General features: G+C 58.3%; 14 protein-coding genes and 1 riboswitch. Of the genes, 2 read left to right on the forward strand and 12 right to left on the reverse strand.

What is annotated here, in order from left to right; genetic code table 11:
• Window positions 1-25 precede the first annotated feature (25 nt).
• Genes JZX88_RS03925 through recF form a run of 3 tightly spaced genes read right to left on the reverse strand, consistent with a single transcriptional unit; the run spans window position 26 to window position 2,416 of the window.
• A complete protein-coding gene (locus JZX88_RS03925; RefSeq protein WP_206912593.1) occupies window positions 26-502 on the reverse strand; it encodes a GNAT family N-acetyltransferase in 477 nt (158 codons plus the stop codon).
• Window positions 499-1,266: a molybdopterin-synthase adenylyltransferase MoeB gene (locus JZX88_RS03930; protein WP_174030220.1), complete on the reverse strand. Its 768-nt coding sequence runs from the start codon at window positions 1,264-1,266 to the stop codon at window positions 499-501. The genes JZX88_RS03925 and JZX88_RS03930 overlap by 4 nt, the downstream gene beginning before the upstream one ends.
• A gap of 22 nt (window positions 1,267-1,288) precedes the next feature.
• Window positions 1,289-2,416, reverse strand: a complete 1,128-nt coding sequence (gene recF / locus JZX88_RS03935; protein WP_110755889.1) for a DNA replication/repair protein RecF — start codon at window positions 2,414-2,416, stop codon at window positions 1,289-1,291.
• A 151-nt stretch (window positions 2,417-2,567) separates the two neighbouring features.
• Between recF and JZX88_RS03940 the strand changes: the two genes are divergently transcribed.
• Window positions 2,568-3,671: an alpha/beta hydrolase gene (locus JZX88_RS03940; RefSeq protein ID WP_206912595.1), complete on the forward strand. Its 1,104-nt coding sequence runs from the start codon at window positions 2,568-2,570 to the stop codon at window positions 3,669-3,671.
• A gap of 29 nt (window positions 3,672-3,700) precedes the next feature.
• Here the strand turns inward: JZX88_RS03940 and nrdF are convergent, their stop codons facing one another.
• The 8 genes from nrdF to JZX88_RS03980 all read right to left on the reverse strand — a co-directional run bounded on the left by nrdF (window position 3,701) and on the right by JZX88_RS03980 (window position 11,903).
• Window positions 3,701-4,675 carry a class 1b ribonucleoside-diphosphate reductase subunit beta gene (gene nrdF / locus JZX88_RS03945; RefSeq protein WP_065114482.1) on the reverse strand — a complete coding sequence of 325 codons (975 nt, stop codon included), beginning with the start codon at window positions 4,673-4,675 and terminating at the stop codon, window positions 3,701-3,703.
• A gap of 16 nt (window positions 4,676-4,691) precedes the next feature.
• Window positions 4,692-6,878 (reverse strand): class 1b ribonucleoside-diphosphate reductase subunit alpha, encoded by a 2,187-nt coding sequence (gene nrdE, locus JZX88_RS03950; protein WP_206912596.1) that lies wholly within the window; start codon window positions 6,876-6,878, stop codon window positions 4,692-4,694.
• Window positions 6,866-7,264, reverse strand: coding sequence for a class Ib ribonucleoside-diphosphate reductase assembly flavoprotein NrdI (gene nrdI, locus JZX88_RS03955; protein ID WP_065114481.1), 399 nt, complete (start codon window positions 7,262-7,264; stop codon window positions 6,866-6,868). The genes nrdE and nrdI overlap by 13 nt, the downstream gene beginning before the upstream one ends.
• Before the next feature lie 12 nt (window positions 7,265-7,276).
• Window positions 7,277-7,498 carry a glutaredoxin-like protein NrdH gene (gene nrdH / locus JZX88_RS03960; protein WP_003524283.1) on the reverse strand — a complete coding sequence of 74 codons (222 nt, stop codon included), beginning with the start codon at window positions 7,496-7,498 and terminating at the stop codon, window positions 7,277-7,279.
• Between the two features lie 309 nt (window positions 7,499-7,807).
• A riboswitch (cobalamin riboswitch) is annotated at window positions 7,808-8,032 on the reverse strand.
• Window positions 8,033-8,165: 133 nt separating this feature from the next.
• Entirely contained in the window at window positions 8,166-8,795 is a 630-nt protein-coding gene (locus JZX88_RS03965) for a nucleoside triphosphate hydrolase (RefSeq protein WP_206912597.1), read from the reverse strand.
• The gene (locus JZX88_RS03970) at window positions 8,792-9,574 is read right to left on the reverse strand and encodes an ATP-binding cassette domain-containing protein (RefSeq protein WP_003524281.1); all 783 of its coding nucleotides are present in this window, start codon (window positions 9,572-9,574) and stop codon (window positions 8,792-8,794) included. The genes JZX88_RS03965 and JZX88_RS03970 overlap by 4 nt, the downstream gene beginning before the upstream one ends.
• Window positions 9,574-10,656 carry an ABC transporter permease gene (locus JZX88_RS03975; RefSeq protein WP_142855115.1) on the reverse strand — a complete coding sequence of 361 codons (1,083 nt, stop codon included), beginning with the start codon at window positions 10,654-10,656 and terminating at the stop codon, window positions 9,574-9,576. The genes JZX88_RS03970 and JZX88_RS03975 overlap by 1 nt, the downstream gene beginning before the upstream one ends.
• A gap of 224 nt (window positions 10,657-10,880) precedes the next feature.
• Entirely contained in the window at window positions 10,881-11,903 is a 1,023-nt protein-coding gene (locus JZX88_RS03980) for a sugar ABC transporter substrate-binding protein (protein WP_065114478.1), read from the reverse strand.
• 264 nt (window positions 11,904-12,167) lie between these two features.
• On the opposite strand from JZX88_RS03980, the gene JZX88_RS03985 reads away from it, so the two are divergent.
• On the forward strand, window positions 12,168-13,400 hold the full coding sequence (locus JZX88_RS03985) for an ROK family transcriptional regulator (protein ID WP_142855114.1): 1,233 nt from the start codon (window positions 12,168-12,170) through the stop codon (window positions 13,398-13,400).
• A 46-nt stretch (window positions 13,401-13,446) separates the two neighbouring features.
• Here the strand turns inward: JZX88_RS03985 and recQ are convergent, their stop codons facing one another.
• Complete coding sequence (gene recQ / locus JZX88_RS03990; RefSeq protein WP_206912598.1) at window positions 13,447-15,255, reverse strand: DNA helicase RecQ; 1,809 nt, start codon at window positions 15,253-15,255, stop codon at window positions 13,447-13,449.
• Window positions 15,256-15,642: the final 387 nt, after the last annotated feature.

Consider the following 15,642-nt stretch of genomic DNA (forward strand, 5'->3'; position numbering starts at 1 on the left):
TATCACAGGGCAGAATTCGATAATCTCAGTCCAGGAATTTGGTCATTTCGATCGAGGTCGTCCGATCATAACCGGCATGGGCGTTTTCAGCAGTCCTGACGAAACCCCAGGCGGCAAACCTGGCGTGATTGGCAAGAAGTTCGATACGGGTTTCCAGCCGCAGCGCCGGCAGCGCCAATTCGCGGGCCAGCGCTTCGGATTGCTGCAAGAACATCCTGCCGATACCCCTGCCCTGCGTTTTCGGGGAAACACATAACTTGCCGATGTAAAGAGAGGCTGGCGGCTCCGGCCTGCAGAACATGCAGCCCAGCAACTCATCGCCATCCAGCGCCAGGAAGGCGATCTCCGCCCTCGCCTTCTCGGCAAGATTTTCCAGCGTCAGGCGGTGGGCCGAAGATGGCGGGTCGATGACGCCATCCATATAAGCGAAAGAGGACATGATGAGCGCCAGCAATTCCTGCCAGCGGTCGAATTCTTCCCCAACCCTTGCGATCCGGATCATGGTTTCCTTCCCCCTGGCCGGCGTTTGTAACGCACCGTTTCAAAGCGGGCCGACAGGGCATCATAAAGCAGCAGGCGGCCGATCAGCGGTTCACCGGCACCGGTGATCACCTTGATTGCCTCCATGGCCATGAGGGTGCCGATGACCCCGGTCAGCGCGCCGACAATGCCCGTTTCCGCGCAATTGGGAATGAGACCCTGCGGCGGCGGCTCCGGGAACAGATCGCGATAACCCGGCAGAAGAGTGCCCTCGGCGTTGGTTTCATAAGGTTTCAATACGGTGACAGAGCCATCGAAACGGCCGACGGCGCCGGTGACCAGCGGCCTCTTCGCCGTCTCCGCTGCATCGGCGGCGGCATAACGCGTATCGAAATTATCCGAACCATCGATCAGGAGATCGAAGGAGGGCAGATGGTCATGCGCCCAGACCTGCGAAAAGCGCTCCTCATAAACAAGCGTGCGGACCTGCGGATTAAGCCGCGCTATGGCCTTGCGGGCACTTTCCGTTTTCAGCTCACCGATGGTGCCGGTGTCGTGGATCACCTGCCGCTGGAGATTGGAGAGGGAAACCACATCGTCATCGATCATGCCGAGCGTGCCGACACCGGCGGCGGCGAGATAATGAAGGACGGGCGCGCCGAGGCCGCCCGCGCCAATGACGAGCACCCGCGCCGCCTTCAGCCGCTGCTGGCCGGCTCCGCCGATTTCCGGCAGCAGGATGTGGCGCTTGTAGCGTTCGATTTCTTCCGGGCTCAGCGGATCCATACCGCCCTCCATCTCTTAGCCATCATGCCGTGATGCTCCCGTGGGAAACATTCAAGAATTGCGCGCGCTCGCCGAGAGCGGAAAACATGGCCGCATCGGTCCCGGTCATGAAACTCTGGCCGCCAAGCGCGTGGATGAGATCGAACAAAGCGGCCCGCCTGCCCTCGTCCAGATGGGCGGCGATCTCGTCCAGCAGCAGAACCGGCGCATAGCCGGTCATATTGGCGGTGAGCTGCGCATGGGCAAGCACCAGCCCCACCAGAAGCGCTTTCTGCTCACCCGTCGAACAGCGTTCGGCTTCCATATCCTTTTCCGCATGGCGCACGAAGAGATCAACACGGTGCGGCCCATCCAGGGTGCGGCCGGCGGCGGCGTCACGATACCGGCCGTCGCGCAACATAAGCCTATATTCATCTTCCAGATCGACGGCAGGGCGATTGAGCCCGTCGTCCATGAAACCGGAGAGCGCAAGCGCCGCCGACGGAAAGGCGGCATTGCCCGCCCGTCCCTCAATCAGGCTCTTCAACAGGCCGAGCATTTCATAACGGGCAACCGCCATCGAGATGCCGAGTTCGGCCATCTGTTTTTCGATACCGTCCAGCCATACCGGATCGAAGCGACCTTCCGAAAGCAGGCGGTTGCGGCCACGCATGGCCTTTTCAAAATCGCCTGCCCGCCGCCCGTGGGCCGGATCGAGCGATAGTACCAGCCTGTCGAGAAAACGTCGGCGGTCCGATGATGAGCCGGTAAAAAGGCCATCCATGGCGGGTGTCAGCCACAGAACCCGCAGATGATCGGTCAGTTCGTCGACGGATTTTACCGGCGTACCGTTCAGCCGCAGACGACGCGACACCACCTCGCCGTCCCCTTCAATTCCGGTACCGATGGCGACATCGCCGTCCATGCCCTCGACATCGGCAAAGATCGAAAAACCGGTTGCCTCCGCGCCAACCCGCGTCACATCCGACAGGGTGGCCCGGCGCAGGCCCCTTCCGGGCGAGAGGAAGGAGACAGCCTCCAGCAGATTGGTCTTGCCGGAACCGTTGTCGCCCGTCAGCACCACATGCCGGTCATCTAGCGCAAGCGCCGCCGCCGCATAGTTGCGGAAGTCCGTGAGTTTCAGCCGTAAAAGCGACACCTTGTTCGTCATCTGTACGGCCTAAAACGAACATGGCCGGATGGCAAGCAGTGGAATGGCCATCCGCGTCAAACACCCACACGGCAATGCAATTCATTCTCCAGTAGCAACTTTTTCAGCGGCCGGTTATTTATGGGCCGTCCTTATCACCGGTAGCCCGTTCATGCGTCTTGTCTTTTCGCTGCTTCTCACTCTCGGTCTTCTTTCATCCTGCGCAGGCCGGCCCGGGGCGGACGTGCTACAGGCCGTAAACACCAGGACCCATGACACGAAAATCGTGACGGCCTATGTGGCGAGTACGCGGGAGAAAAACGAGGACGCGAAAAAAGGCTTCGGCACCCAGCGTGCGATGCAGCCAAACTACGCAAGCTTCGATATTTCCATTCCGCCCAGTCATAAAAGCGGGAAAATCGAATGGTCGAGCGGCAAGCCGGATCCGAACAAGGATTTTGTCGTCACGCGGGCCGATATGCTGACGAAAGCGCGCTTCACTGCCGATCTGGGCGACGTGGCCCGATCCGGCAAGCAGATCGCGCTTTTTGTGCATGGCTATAATTACAGCTATCAGGAAGCCCTGTTCCGGGCGGCGCAAATGGCTGCCGACGCCAAGATGGACGGCGTGCCGCTGGTATTTTCCTGGCCATCACAGGCCAATGTCGCCGGCTATGTCGCCGACAAGGAGTCCGCGACCTTTTCACGCGATGCGCTGGCCGCATTGTTGACCGACCTTACCCGTCAAACCCCGCGAAATAGCGTCGTCGTGTTCGGCCACAGCATGGGCGGCTGGCTGGTCATGGAAGCCCTGCGGCAATTGCGCCTTGAGGGCAGGAACGATGTCATCGCCAAGCTGCAGGTGGTGCTGGCTGCGCCTGACATCGACGCCGATGTCTTCCGCAAGCAGATCGAAGTGGTCGGCCGGCTCAGCCCGCCACTTACCGTTCTCGTTTCCAAAGACGATCGGGCCCTTAAGGCATCCTCCATTCTGGGTGCGGATGTCACCCGCATCGGCGCGCTTGACGTGACCGACCCGCAGGTGCAGGAGGCCGCCCTGAAGGAGGGCGTGCAATTCATCGATATTTCCAAACTCGAGGCTTCCGATCCGCTCAACCATGACCGCTATGCGGCGCTGGCCTCCATGGTGCCGCAGCTGGAATCCAGCAGGCGCGGGGGCGACATCAACAGTGCGGGTGCCTTCGTTTTCGATGCGATCGGCGCGACCGTCTCCAGTCCCTTCCGCCTTGCAAGCCAGGTGGTGAACCCGCAGTAACTTCTGCGGGTTTCAGCGCATATCCCACTTCAGAAATCCCAGTCCTCGTCCTCGGTGGCAACAGCTTTGCCAATGACATAGGACGAGCCGGAACCGGAGAAGAAGTCGTGGTTTTCGTCAGCATTGGGCGAGAGCGCGGAGAGGATCGCCGGATTGACCCGGCAGGCCTCGGCCGGAAACAGTGCCTCGTAGCCCAGATTCATCAGGGCCTTGTTAGCGTTGTAATGCAGGAACTGCTTGACGTCCTCCGTCAGACCGACGCCGTCATAAAGGTCTTCGGTATATTTCGCCTCGTTGTCGTAAAGCTCCAGAAGCAGGTCGAAGGCAAAATCCTTGATCTCCTGTCTTTCCTTCTCACCGAGCCGATCCACCGCCCGCTGGAACTTGTAGCCGATGTAATAGCCGTGCACGGCCTCGTCGCGGATGATCAGACGGATCAAATCCGCCGTGTTGGTGAGCTTGGCGCGGCTTGACCAGAACATCGGCAGATAGAAGCCGGAATAGAACAGGAAGCTTTCCAGAAACACGCTGGCGATCTTCTTCTTCAGCGGGTCACCACTGTCATATTCCCGCATGATGAGCGCCGATTTGCGCTGCAGGAACTCGTTTTCCTCGGACCAGCGATAGGCATCATCGACATCAGGGGTGAGGCACAGTGTCGAGAAGATCGACGAATAGGAACGGGCGTGGACAGCCTCCATGAAGGAGATGTTGGAAAGCACCGCCTCCTCATGCGGCGTTGCCGAATCCGCCATCAGGCGCACGGCGCCGACGCCGTTCTGGATGGTGTCGAGCAATGTCAGCCCGGTGAAGACGCGGATCGTCAGCTTCTGCTCTTCCGGCTTCAGTGTTCCCCAGGAGGGGATGTCATTGGAGAGCGGCACCTTTTCCGGCAACCAGAAATTCGAGGTCAGGCGGTTCCACACTTCGAGGTCCTTGTCGTCCTCGATGCGGTTCCAGTTGACCGCGCGGATGCGGGACACGGGTTTTACGGCGATATTCATTCTCTTGTCCCTCAATTCAGAGCGTGCAGGAAACGCAGCCCTGAACCTGCGTGCCTTCCAGCGCCATCTGGCGCAAACGGATGTAATAGATGGTCTTGATGCCCTTCTTCCAGGCGTAGATCTGCGCCCGATTGATATCGCGCGTCGTGGCGGTATCGCGGAAGAACAGCGTCAGCGACAGGCCCTGATCGACATGCTGGGTGGCCGCCGCATAGGTATCGATGATCTTTTCAGGGCCGATTTCATAGGCATCCTGATAATATTCGAGATTGTCGTTCGAGAGATAGGAAGCCGGGTAATAAACTCGGCCGATCTTGCCCTCTTTGCGGATTTCGATCTTCGAGACAATCGGATGAATGGAAGAGGTGGAGTGGTTGATATAGGAGATCGAGCCGGTGGGTGGCACGGCCTGAAGGTTCTGGTTATAGAGGCCGGACGCCATGACCTCCTGTTTCAAGGCCTTCCAGTCTTCCTGCGTCGGAATGGCAATGCCGGCCTTTTCGAACAGCACCCTCACCTTCTCGGTCTCCGGCAGCCATTCCCGGTCGGTATATTTGTCGAAATATTCGCCGGAAGCATATTTGGAATTTTCAAAGCCCTTGAAGCTCTGACCTCTTTCCACCGCCAGCCGGTTGCTCGCACGGATGGCGTGATAGGTCACCGTGTAGAAATAGATATTGGTGAAATCGACGCCCTCTTCGGAGCCATAGAAAATGCGCTCGCGCGCCAGATAACCGTGCAGGTTCATCTGGCCAAGCCCGATGGCGTGGCTGGCGTCATTACCCTTTTCCACCGAGGGCACGGAGGAGATATGGCTCATATCCGACACCGCCGTCAGCGCCCGGATGGACGTTGCGATCGTCTTGCCGAAATCGGCGGAATCCATTGCGGCGGCAATATTGAGCGAACCGAGATTGCAGGAAATATCCTTGCCCATGTGGCTGTAGGAGAGATCGGCATTGAACTCGCTCGCCTCGCTGACCTGCAGGATTTCCGAGCAGAGATTGCTCATGCTGATACGGCCGGCGACCGGATTGGCGCGGTTCACCGTATCCTCGAACATGATGTAGGGGTAACCGCTCTCGAACTGGATTTCAGCGATGATCTGGAAGAATTCGCGCGCCTTGATCTTCTTCTTGCGGATGCGGCTGTCGGCGACCATCTCATGATATTTTTCGCTGACAGAAATCTCTGTCAACGGCACGCCATAGACCCGCTCCACATCATAAGGCGAGAACAGGTACATGTCCTCATTATTGCGGGCGAGTTCAAAGGTAATATCGGGGATCACAACACCGAGCGACAGGGTCTTGATACGGATTTTTTCATCCGCATTTTCGCGCTTCGTATCGAGGAAGCGCATGATATCCGGGTGATGGGCGTGCAGATAGACAGCACCCGCGCCCTGGCGTGCGCCAAGCTGGTTGGCGTAGGAAAAGCTGTCTTCCAGAAGCTTCATCACGGGGATGACGCCGGAAGACTGGTTTTCGATCTGTTTGATCGGCGCTCCGGCCTCGCGAATATTGGTCAAGGACAGCGCCACGCCGCCACCGCGCTTGGAAAGCTGCAGGGCGGAATTGATGGAGCGGCCGATGCTCTCCATATTGTCTTCCACGCGCAGCAGAAAACACGAGACCAGCTCACCGCGGCTCTTCTTGCCGGCGTTGAGAAAGGTCGGCGTTGCCGGCTGGAAGCGGCCGGAAATGATCTCGTCCATCAGATCACGGGCAAGCTGCTCGTCACCGCGCGCCAGAGCCAGCGCCACCATGCAGACGCGATCCTCGTAACGCTCGAGATAACGTTTTCCGTCGAAGGTCTTCAGCGTGTAGGAGGTGTAATATTTAAACGCCCCGAGAAATGTCGGAAAGCGGAATTTCCGGGCATAGGCCTCGTCATAAAGGTCGCGAACGAAATTGAAGGAGTACTGATCCAAAACCTCCTGCTCGTAATATCCTTCCGTTACCAGATAATCGAGCTTTTCCCTGAGGTTATGGAAAAACACCGTGTTCTGGTTGACGTGCTGGAGGAAATATTGCCGGGCGGCAAGGCGATCCTTGTCGAGCTGGATCTTTCCGTTCTCGTCATAGAGGTTCAGCATCGCGTTCAGCGCGTGGTAGTCCAGCCCCGTATCAACCGGTTTCTGGCTTGCGGCTACCGGCTGTTTGGCGTCCTTGCGCAGCGCGCCTGAGGTCAGCGTGTCCAAAATCGTTCCAATCCATGTTTGACGTTGACGACATCTTCCTCCGTGCCGAGAAGCTCGAAGCGATAGAGAAACGGCACCGCGCATTTACGCGAGACGATGTCTCCGGCGGATGCGAAAGCTGCGCCAAAATTCGTGTTTCCAGCCGCGATGACGCCGCGAATGAGATTTCGGTTGGAGGGCTCGTTCAAAAACCGGATGACCGGCTTGGGCACGGCCCCTTTCGGGCCGCCGCCCCCATAGGTGGGGGTGACGAGCACATAGGGCTCCGATACATGGGGCACATCTTCTTCAGCGCCGAGCGGCAGGCGAAACAATCGCCGCCCCAGTTTCAGAAGAAAGCGATGGGTGTTTTCAGAGCGGCTGGAATAATAGACGATCAGCCCCATCACACCGACGCCTCAGCTGATCGAGCCGATCATATCAGGCCGGAAACCCGCCCAATGCCGTTCGCCGGCGACAACGACGGGAACCTGCATGTAACCGAGACCCCGGACATGATCGAGCGCATCCGCATCTTCGGAAATATCGACGATCTCATAGGGGACGCCGATGCGGTCGAGCGCGCGATAAGTGGCGGTGCATTGGACGCAGGCGGGCTTGCTGTAAACGGTGACGGTCATAATTTCCTCTCTCGAAGCCGGTTTCGGACACGGCTCAACATTGCCGATTGCAATCGCAATCGGGTGGCGGTGGATCTGTCATTCAGGTGAGGCGCGCGGCCCAGGCAACTCCTCGCATTTCGGGATGGAACCGGGGCCGGTTTCCCTAAAAATGCTGCAAGTCGCAGAAAATCACTCTCTACGCCGACGAGCGCAGCAACTTAAAGAAATGCACTGGCATGACTTCACCCCGAAGCTTGTTCTGGAGGGGGCAGAAAAGGGAGAACGCAAATCATTTGCGTCATACACCTTCCTCCGGACACCCCGCCCGTGGACGTTTGCGCTCAAGGCAGGTCTCCTGACTTGCGGGTCACAACATCTATTCCGGCCTTCCCGGAGCTTTTAGCCCCAGTGACCCAAATCGGAACGATGCTCACCGCTTACAGTTGCGGGGGCAGTTTCGGCCTTGCTCCGCCATGATGGCGTTGCGCACCGAATTCCCGTCTTAGCTTCCAATCCTTGCGAATCGGAAGAACCTCGAACACCACATATAGTATATGAGGAAATTTTCGCGTCAATGAATAGACACACAAAAGCCCCACCCTGTGGATCAAAAAGATTCAACACATGGTCAACAAAGGCTTAACGGCAAATGCGCCTTGCCGCTCAGTGACGGGAAAGCGTTAACCTATTCCCAGATATCGATGTGAATATCGGCAGAACGGGCGTTCTCGATCACCCTTTTTCCGTTGGGAAGATCGTTTTCAAAAAGTTTGGCATGGATCGCATCCGCATCGAGACCATAGCCCTGCCATCTGTTGCGCAGCCTCTCCTCAAGCACTGCGACGGACGGCCCAACGAAAATGGCAAGGTCGAAGCTCTCGGAAAGTGCCGTCCACGGCGCCTCGTTCAGCAGCAGATAATTGCCTTCAGCCAGGATAAAGCGTGTCTCCGGCGCAATCGCCCGGGCAGACGCTATGGCGATCTCGCGGGAACGGTCGAAAACCGGGACAAGCACCTCCTGCCCGCCCTTGCGGACGGCAGAGACGATATCGAGGAAGCCACGCACATCGAACGTTTCGGGCGCGCCCTTGCGCGGCAGCAGCCCGCGCTCTTCAAGGATGCCATTGTCCATATGGAAGCCATCCATGGGCAGTACGGCGGCGGTTTCGCCCCGCGCCAGCAAAGCATCACAAAGCGCGTCCGCCAGCGTGGATTTGCCGGCCCCAGGGGGACCGGCAATGGCAATGATAAAACGAGATTTGCCCTCTGCCCGCCGAAGAACGTCTTCGGCGATCGTCTCAAGCTTCAGCGTCATGCGGCAAGCGTTTCCTTCGGCGCTTCCTTGGCGCCGGTCATGAAGGCGACGGCGTCGGACATAGAATAGTCCTTCGGATTGATGACGCACAGGCGCTTGCCGAGCCGATGGATATGGATGCGATCCGCGACCTCGAAGACATGCGGCATGTTATGCGAGATGAGTACGATCGGCAGACCACGCGAGCGCACATCCAGAATAAGCTCCAGAACACGGCGGCTTTCCTTGACGCCCAGCGCCGCCGTCGGCTCGTCGAGGATGACGACCTTGGAGCCGAAAGCCGCCGCGCGCGCCACGGCCACACCCTGACGCTGGCCGCCGGAGAGGGTTTCCACCGCCTGATTGATGTTCTGGATCGTCATCAGGCCGAGTTCCGACAGTTTTTCGCGGGCGAATTTTTCCATGGCCGGGCGATCCAGAGCCCGGAACAGGCTGCCCTGAATGCCGGGTTTACGGATTTCCCGGCCGAGGAACATATTGTCGGCTATGGAAAGCGCCGGCGACAGCGCGAGGTTCTGATACACCGTCTCGATGCCCGCCTTGCGCGCCTCGATCGGCGAGCGGAACTGGACGGGCTGGCCTTCCAGCCTGATCTCTCCCTCATCGGGCGTCACCGCGCCGGAAATCGCCTTGATGAGCGAGGATTTGCCGGCGCCATTGTCGCCGATCACGGCCAGGATTTCGCCCGGATAGAGATCGAAATCGGCATGGTCGAGGGCGGTCACGCGGCCATAACGTTTGACGAGATTGCGTGCTGTGAGAATGGGTTCTTTTGCCATCAGCCTGCTACCTTTCTGATCCACTGGTCGATTGCGACAGCCATGATGATAAGGACGCCGATCAACAGATAGGTCCATTGCGGGTCGGTTCCGATAAGCCTGAGGCCGAGCGAAAAGACACCGACGATCAGGGCGCCGAAGATCATGCCCATGATGGAGCCGCGCCCGCCGAACAGCGACAGGCCGCCGATAACCACCGCAGTGATGGATTCGATATTGGCAAATTGGCCGGCGGTCGGTGAAACCGAGCCGATGCGGCCGATGAGGGCCCAACCGGCAAAGGCGCAGATGAGACCGGACAGGGTATAAACGGTCGTCAGCATGCGCTTGACGTTGACACCGGCAAGTTCGGCGGCATCCGGATCGTCACCGACAGCATAAAGATGGCGACCCCAGGCGGTGCGGTTCAGCACATACCAGAGCAGGGCGACGAGCAGGACCATGGCGATGACGCCATAGGTGAAGACCGCATTGCCGAAACGGATATTGGCGCCGAAGAATTGCAGGATCGGCGCCTGCTGGGCGATATCCTGTGCGCGGATCGTCTCATTCGCGGAATAAAGGAAGTTGGTCGCCAGCACGATCTGCCACATGCCGAGCGTGACGATGAAGGGCGGCAGGCGCATGCGCGAGACCAGTACGCCATTGATGAAACCGCAGAATGCGCCAACGGCGAGACCGCAGAGAATGGCAAGCTCCGCCGGCAAGCCATAGCGGAAGGTAAACTGTCCCATGACGACGGAAGACAGAACCATGATCGCGCCGACCGAAAGATCGATGCCCGCCGTCAGGATGACCAGCGACTGCGCTGCGCCAACGATGCCGACGATCGCGACCTGCTGCAGGATGAGGGTCAACGAGAAGGCCGAGAAGAACTTGCCGCCGAGGAGCAGGCCAAAAACAGTCAGCGACAGCACCAGAACGATAAGCGGCACAGCCGCCGGACTGGAATGGAGAAAATGCTGGAATTTTTCCAGCGCACTCTTGTCGTGCGTATCGAAAGCGGCAACCTGTGTCGAACTTCCTGAAAGCACCTTTTCAAATTCGTTATGCGGCTGAGCCCGCACCGGCTGATCGCTCATGGATTTTCCTCCCGATCGCTCCATCGCATCTGCCCTCGAACCGGGCCTCTTTAAAAGGAGAATGATGCGTAGATTCAAAGTGTTGTGAGGCAGCCCACGTCATTCTCGGTGAATATGGGGCGCGCTCGTTTGTTCCTTTGTCCGATCCCCCGGATCGTGCCTGAAATCATTCTGGTCCAAGGGCGGGGGCAAAAAATGCCCCCGCGGGGTTCAACGGTGAGGCATCAACCCCAGCACTTGTTGAGACCTTCCTTCGTGTCGATCGAGTCGAGGCCATTGACCGGCTTGTCGGTCACCAGCTTCACACCGGTATCGACGAAATTCTTGCCTTCGGTCGGCTTCGGCTTTTCACCCGTATCGGCAAACTTCTTGACGGCTTCGACGCCGAGAGCCGCCATCAGCAGCGGGTATTGCTGCGAGGTCGCGCCGATCACGCCTTCCGCAACGTTCTTCACACCAGGGCAACCGCCATCGACGGAAACGATCAGAACGTCCTTTTCGCGGCCCACCGCCTTCAGCGCCTCATAAGCACCGGCAGCTGCGGGCTCATTGATGGTGTGAACGACGTTGATTGTCGGATCCTTCTGCAGCAGGTTTTCCATCGCCGCACGGCCGCCTTCTTCATTGCCGTTGGTGACGTCATGGCCGACGATGCGCGGATCGTCTTCGTCGCCGATCTTGTTGATGTCCTTCACATCAATGCCAAAGCCTTTCATAAAGCCCTGGTTGCGCAGCACATCCACAGTCGGCTGGGAGGGGGTAAGGTTGAGGAAGGCGATTTTCGCGTCCTTGGCCTTGTCACCGAGCGTGCCGGCCGCCCATTTGCCAATCAGTTCGCCAGCCAGGAGATTATCGGTGGCGAAAGTGGAATCCGCGGCATCGACGGGTTCCAGAGGCGTGTCGAGGGCGATCACCAGAAGACCGGCATCACGGGCCTTCTGCACGGCCGGAACGATGCCCTTGGTGTCCGATGCGGTGATCAGGATACCCTTGGCGCCATCGGCGATGCAGGTCTCGATGGCAGCTACCTGGCTTTCGGAATCGCCATCAATCTTGCCGGCATAGGATTTCAGCGTCACGCCGAGTTCTTTGGCCTTGGCGGTCGCGCCTTCCTTCATCTTGACGAAGAAGGGATTGGTGTCGGTCTTGGTAATGAGGCAAACCGACGTATCGGCGGCGGACGCGACGGAAGCAAAAGAAACGCCAAGCGCAAGCGCGCCCAAAAGAGCGGAAACAGTGGTCTTCATGAGATCCTCCCAATGGATATTTGAGCACCATGACGGTTGCCCGACGATCTCGTCTCCTCCGAGAACAGCGACCGTTGACCCAGATGGAACCACCAAAGGAAACGGCTGTCAATAAATAAATCCGATTGAATTATTAATTCCGTATGGCATTCTAATCTCCGGCAGGGAGGAATATTGCAGCGGTCGTTTACGTTGCGATAGCAAGATTGCCATAAAGCCTGCCGGTATCGCCCGTGCAGATATCGCGGGCGGGAGGATGACATTATGAGACAATCTGTCGAGACGGCGCCGCCTGCGCCGCCCACCATTATGGATATCAGCGGCGGCGCGAACCAGATTGGGGTACGCGCCTATAATGAGCGGCTGGTGCTGTCCCTTGTTCGCCGCCATGGCGGATTGTCGAAAGCGGAAATATCCAGACTTTGCGGACTTTCTGCGCAGACAGTTTCGGTCATCATGCGCTCTCTCGAGAAAGACGGGCTTCTCGTTCGGGGTGAAAGGTTGCGCGGGAAGGTCGGACAGCCCTCAACGCCGATGCGCCTCAATCCCGACGCCGTCTTCTCTTTTGGCGTGAAGATCGGCCGGCGCAGCGTCGATCTGGTGCTGATGGATTTTGTCGGCCGGATAAAGCTCAAGCTTCGCAAGACCTATCCTTACCCCCTGCCGGAATGGATATTGCCATTCGTGATCGAAGGCATAACGGAACTCGAATCGAAATTGCCCCCGGCTGACCGGCAAAAAATTGCCGGAGTGGGCATCGCCGCCCCGTTCGAATTGTGGAACTGGGCGCAGGAAGTGGGGGCGCCTCAGGCCGAGATGGAACGTTGGCGGGATGTCGATATCCGCTCGGAAATCGCCGAAAACGTTCGCTATCCGGTTTTTCTGCAGAATGACGCCACGAGTGCCTGTGGTGCCGAACTGGTTTTTGGCGCCGGCCAGAATTACGCCGATTTTCTCTATATCTTCATCGGTTCCTTTATCGGAGGTGGAGTCGTTTTGAATTCGGCGCTGTTTTCCGGAAAAACGGGCACCGCCGGCGCAATCGGCCCGCTGCCGGTGCAGGGAGAGGATGGCAACACGGTTCAGCTGCTGAAGATCGCTTCGATCTTCGTTCTGGAAAACATGTTGCGTGAACGGGATATCGATCCACGCCCCCTGTGGTTCTCTCCGGATGAATGGATCGATTTCGGTGAACCGCTGGAAAGCTGGATCAACAAGACCGCCGCCGCACTGGCACAGGCCGTCATTGCCGCCGCTTCCATCATCGATTTTTCCAGCGTCATCATCGATGGCGGTTTTCCCGACTGGGTCAGAACGAGGATCGTTTCCGCCACCCGGCTGGCCCTCAAGCACCACGATCTTCAAGGCGTCACGCTGCCGGAGATTATCGAAGGCGCGGTCGGCAGTCAGGCCCGGGCAATCGGCGGCGCGAGCCTGCCCCTGTTCTCCCGTTATCTCATCGATCAGAACGTTCTGTTCAAGGACACGACAGGATGACGCCGAACGCCTTCAATCTATAACGACGCGCTGGATCTATCGGCGGTCAATCACCGGCGGCATGCTGCATGATTGCTTCGAGAAAGGCAGGGCCGTAACGCTCCAGTTTGCTGTCCCCCACACCGGCAATCTGCGCCATCTCCCTCGCCGAAGCCGGCTTTACCGCCGCGAGTTCGATGAGGGTTTTGTCGTGAAAAATCACATAGGGCGGAACGTTCTGCGCCCTGGCAATTTCCATGCGCTTTGCTCGCAGCGCCTCGAAGAGACCGCGATCCGCCTCCGGCAAAGCCGTCGACGCCGCGTTGCGCGGCGTTTGCTGCCTGCCGGCGCGACGGGCGGATGGTATTCTCAGCATCAGGGACGGTTTTTCGCGCAGAAACCGCCTTCCCTCTTCGGAAATGGACAGTCCGCCATGCCCGGATAAGTCAACCGCGATCAGTCGCAGCGCTACAAGCTGGCGCAAAATGGCCCGCCAAGCGCGATTATCGTGTTCCTTGCCTATTCCATATGTGGTGAGGCGATCATGCCCGAAGCGGGAAATCCGCTCGTCCTCGACGCCCAGCAGGACGCGGATGACATAAGCCTGCCCGAAGCGTTCTCCAGTGCGATAAATGCAGGACAGCAGCTTTTGAGCGGCGATGGCTCCGTCGAACAGATCCGGCGGCTCGGCGCAGGTATCGCAATTGCCGCATGGCTCGCACCGATCGCCGAAATAGGACAGCAGGACCTGCCTGCGGCAGCTGGCGGTTTCCGCAAGGCCAAGCAACGCATCGAGCTTCTGCCGTTCCATATATTTGCGCTGGTCCGCGGCATCCGATTCTTCGATGAAGCGGTTTCGTAGGGCAATGTCTTCGTAGCCGTAAAGCATCAGCACATCGGAGGGCAGGCCATCGCGGCCGGCACGGCCGGTCTCCTGGTAATAGGCCTCGATGCTGCCGGGCAGGTCAATATGAACCACGAATCGCACATCCGGCTTGTCGATACCCATACCGAAAGCAACGGTTGCGACGATGATCACCGCCTCGCCGTGCTGGAAGCGGGTCTGATTTTCCTCGCGGGCGGCCTTGTCCATGCCGGCGTGATAGGGCAGTGCATCGCGCCCCTCTTCCCGCAGCCAGGCTGCCGTTTCGTCCACCTTGCGCTTCGACAGGCAATAAACGATGCCGCTTTCATTCTCCCGGCCGCCAAGAAAACGTTTCAGCTGGGCGCGGGGATTGTCCTTCTCCATGATCGCATAACGGACGTTGGGACGGTCAAATCCGGCTATGAAGGCATCACCTTCATCAATGGCAAGATGTCCAAGAATCTCGGTGCGGGTGGGCTCATCCGCCGTCGCCGTCAGCGCCATGCGCGGCGTCTTCGGGAAACGCTCGATCAGCATATCGAGCTGGCGGTAAGGCGGGCGGAAATCATGCCCCCATTGCGACAGGCAATGGGCTTCATCAACCGCTATCAGGGAGAGGTCAATGGATTGAAGCGCATCTAGGACATCCGGCTTAAGAAGGGTCTCCGGCGCGGCATAAAGAATATCGACATTGCCGGCCCGCATATCGCGCCAGAGTGTCCGTCTCTCATCCGGAGAAAGATCGGAGTTGAGAGCCTCGGCCCGTATGCCAGCTTGACGCAGAGCCGCCACCTGATCGACCATCAACGCAATGAGCGGTGAGACGATCAGCCCCATACCTTTAAGGGCAAGGGCTGGAATCTGGTAGCAAAGTGACTTTCCGACACCTGTCGGCATCAGGACGAAGGCATTGTTTCCCGCCATCACATGCCGGATGATTTCGGCCTGCCGCCCGCGGAAGGTGTCGTAGCCGTAAACTGTCTTGAGTATCTGCAAGGGGTCGGCGGTCACGGCAGCTTTCTTCTGGATTCGGCGTTTTCCGCATCATGGCGAGTTTGCCTTGTATGGCAATCCCGGGATTGAACTGGTGGTGCGAGCCGGCGCTGTGGCCGCAAGTTTTTGAAGCTGCTTTTTGTTCTTCGCTGTGTTTTTGGATAGGCTGAGACTGCAACGCAGTGAAGACAAAAGGTTGGTTTGTCCGGTGCTTGTGATTTTTTTGTTTTTAACGTCTTTGCGGAGACAAAAAACTCCCGGCTGGTTCCCGTTGTTTCAAGAGGATGGAGTCACGGCATAGGGGAATAATTAAATAAGGGACAGGATTTGTGCAAGCGTTGTGCTAGGGGTAGAAACGACTTCGGCCTCCCGTTGGGAGGCCGACAAAGTCTTGATATTCCGGTA

The organism is Agrobacterium sp. OT33 (assembly GCF_017313365.1).
GTDB classification, from domain to species: Bacteria; Pseudomonadota; Alphaproteobacteria; order Rhizobiales; family Rhizobiaceae; genus Agrobacterium; species Agrobacterium rhizogenes_A.

Coding starts and splice junctions, on each gene's coding strand:
- JZX88_RS03930 (WP_174030220.1), bottom strand. CDS start 1,266: ATGGATCCGCTGAGCCCGGAAGAAATCGAACGCTACAAGCGCCACATC.
- JZX88_RS03940 (WP_206912595.1), top strand. CDS start 2,568: ATGCGTCTTGTCTTTTCGCTGCTTCTCACTCTCGGTCTTCTTTCATCC.
- JZX88_RS03965 (WP_206912597.1), bottom strand. CDS start 8,795: ATGACGCTGAAGCTTGAGACGATCGCCGAAGACGTTCTTCGGCGGGCA.
- nrdH (WP_003524283.1), bottom strand. CDS start 7,498: ATGACCGTCACCGTTTACAGCAAGCCCGCCTGCGTCCAATGCACCGCC.
- JZX88_RS03985 (WP_142855114.1), top strand. CDS start 12,168: ATGAGACAATCTGTCGAGACGGCGCCGCCTGCGCCGCCCACCATTATG.
- recF (WP_110755889.1), bottom strand. CDS start 2,416: ATGACGAACAAGGTGTCGCTTTTACGGCTGAAACTCACGGACTTCCGC.
- JZX88_RS03980 (WP_065114478.1), bottom strand. CDS start 11,903: ATGAAGACCACTGTTTCCGCTCTTTTGGGCGCGCTTGCGCTTGGCGTT.
- JZX88_RS03970 (WP_003524281.1), bottom strand. CDS start 9,574: ATGGCAAAAGAACCCATTCTCACAGCACGCAATCTCGTCAAACGTTAT.
- JZX88_RS03975 (WP_142855115.1), bottom strand. CDS start 10,656: ATGAGCGATCAGCCGGTGCGGGCTCAGCCGCATAACGAATTTGAAAAG.
- nrdI (WP_065114481.1), bottom strand. CDS start 7,264: ATGGGGCTGATCGTCTATTATTCCAGCCGCTCTGAAAACACCCATCGC.
- nrdF (WP_065114482.1), bottom strand. CDS start 4,675: ATGAATATCGCCGTAAAACCCGTGTCCCGCATCCGCGCGGTCAACTGG.
- JZX88_RS03925 (WP_206912593.1), bottom strand. CDS start 502: ATGATCCGGATCGCAAGGGTTGGGGAAGAATTCGACCGCTGGCAGGAA.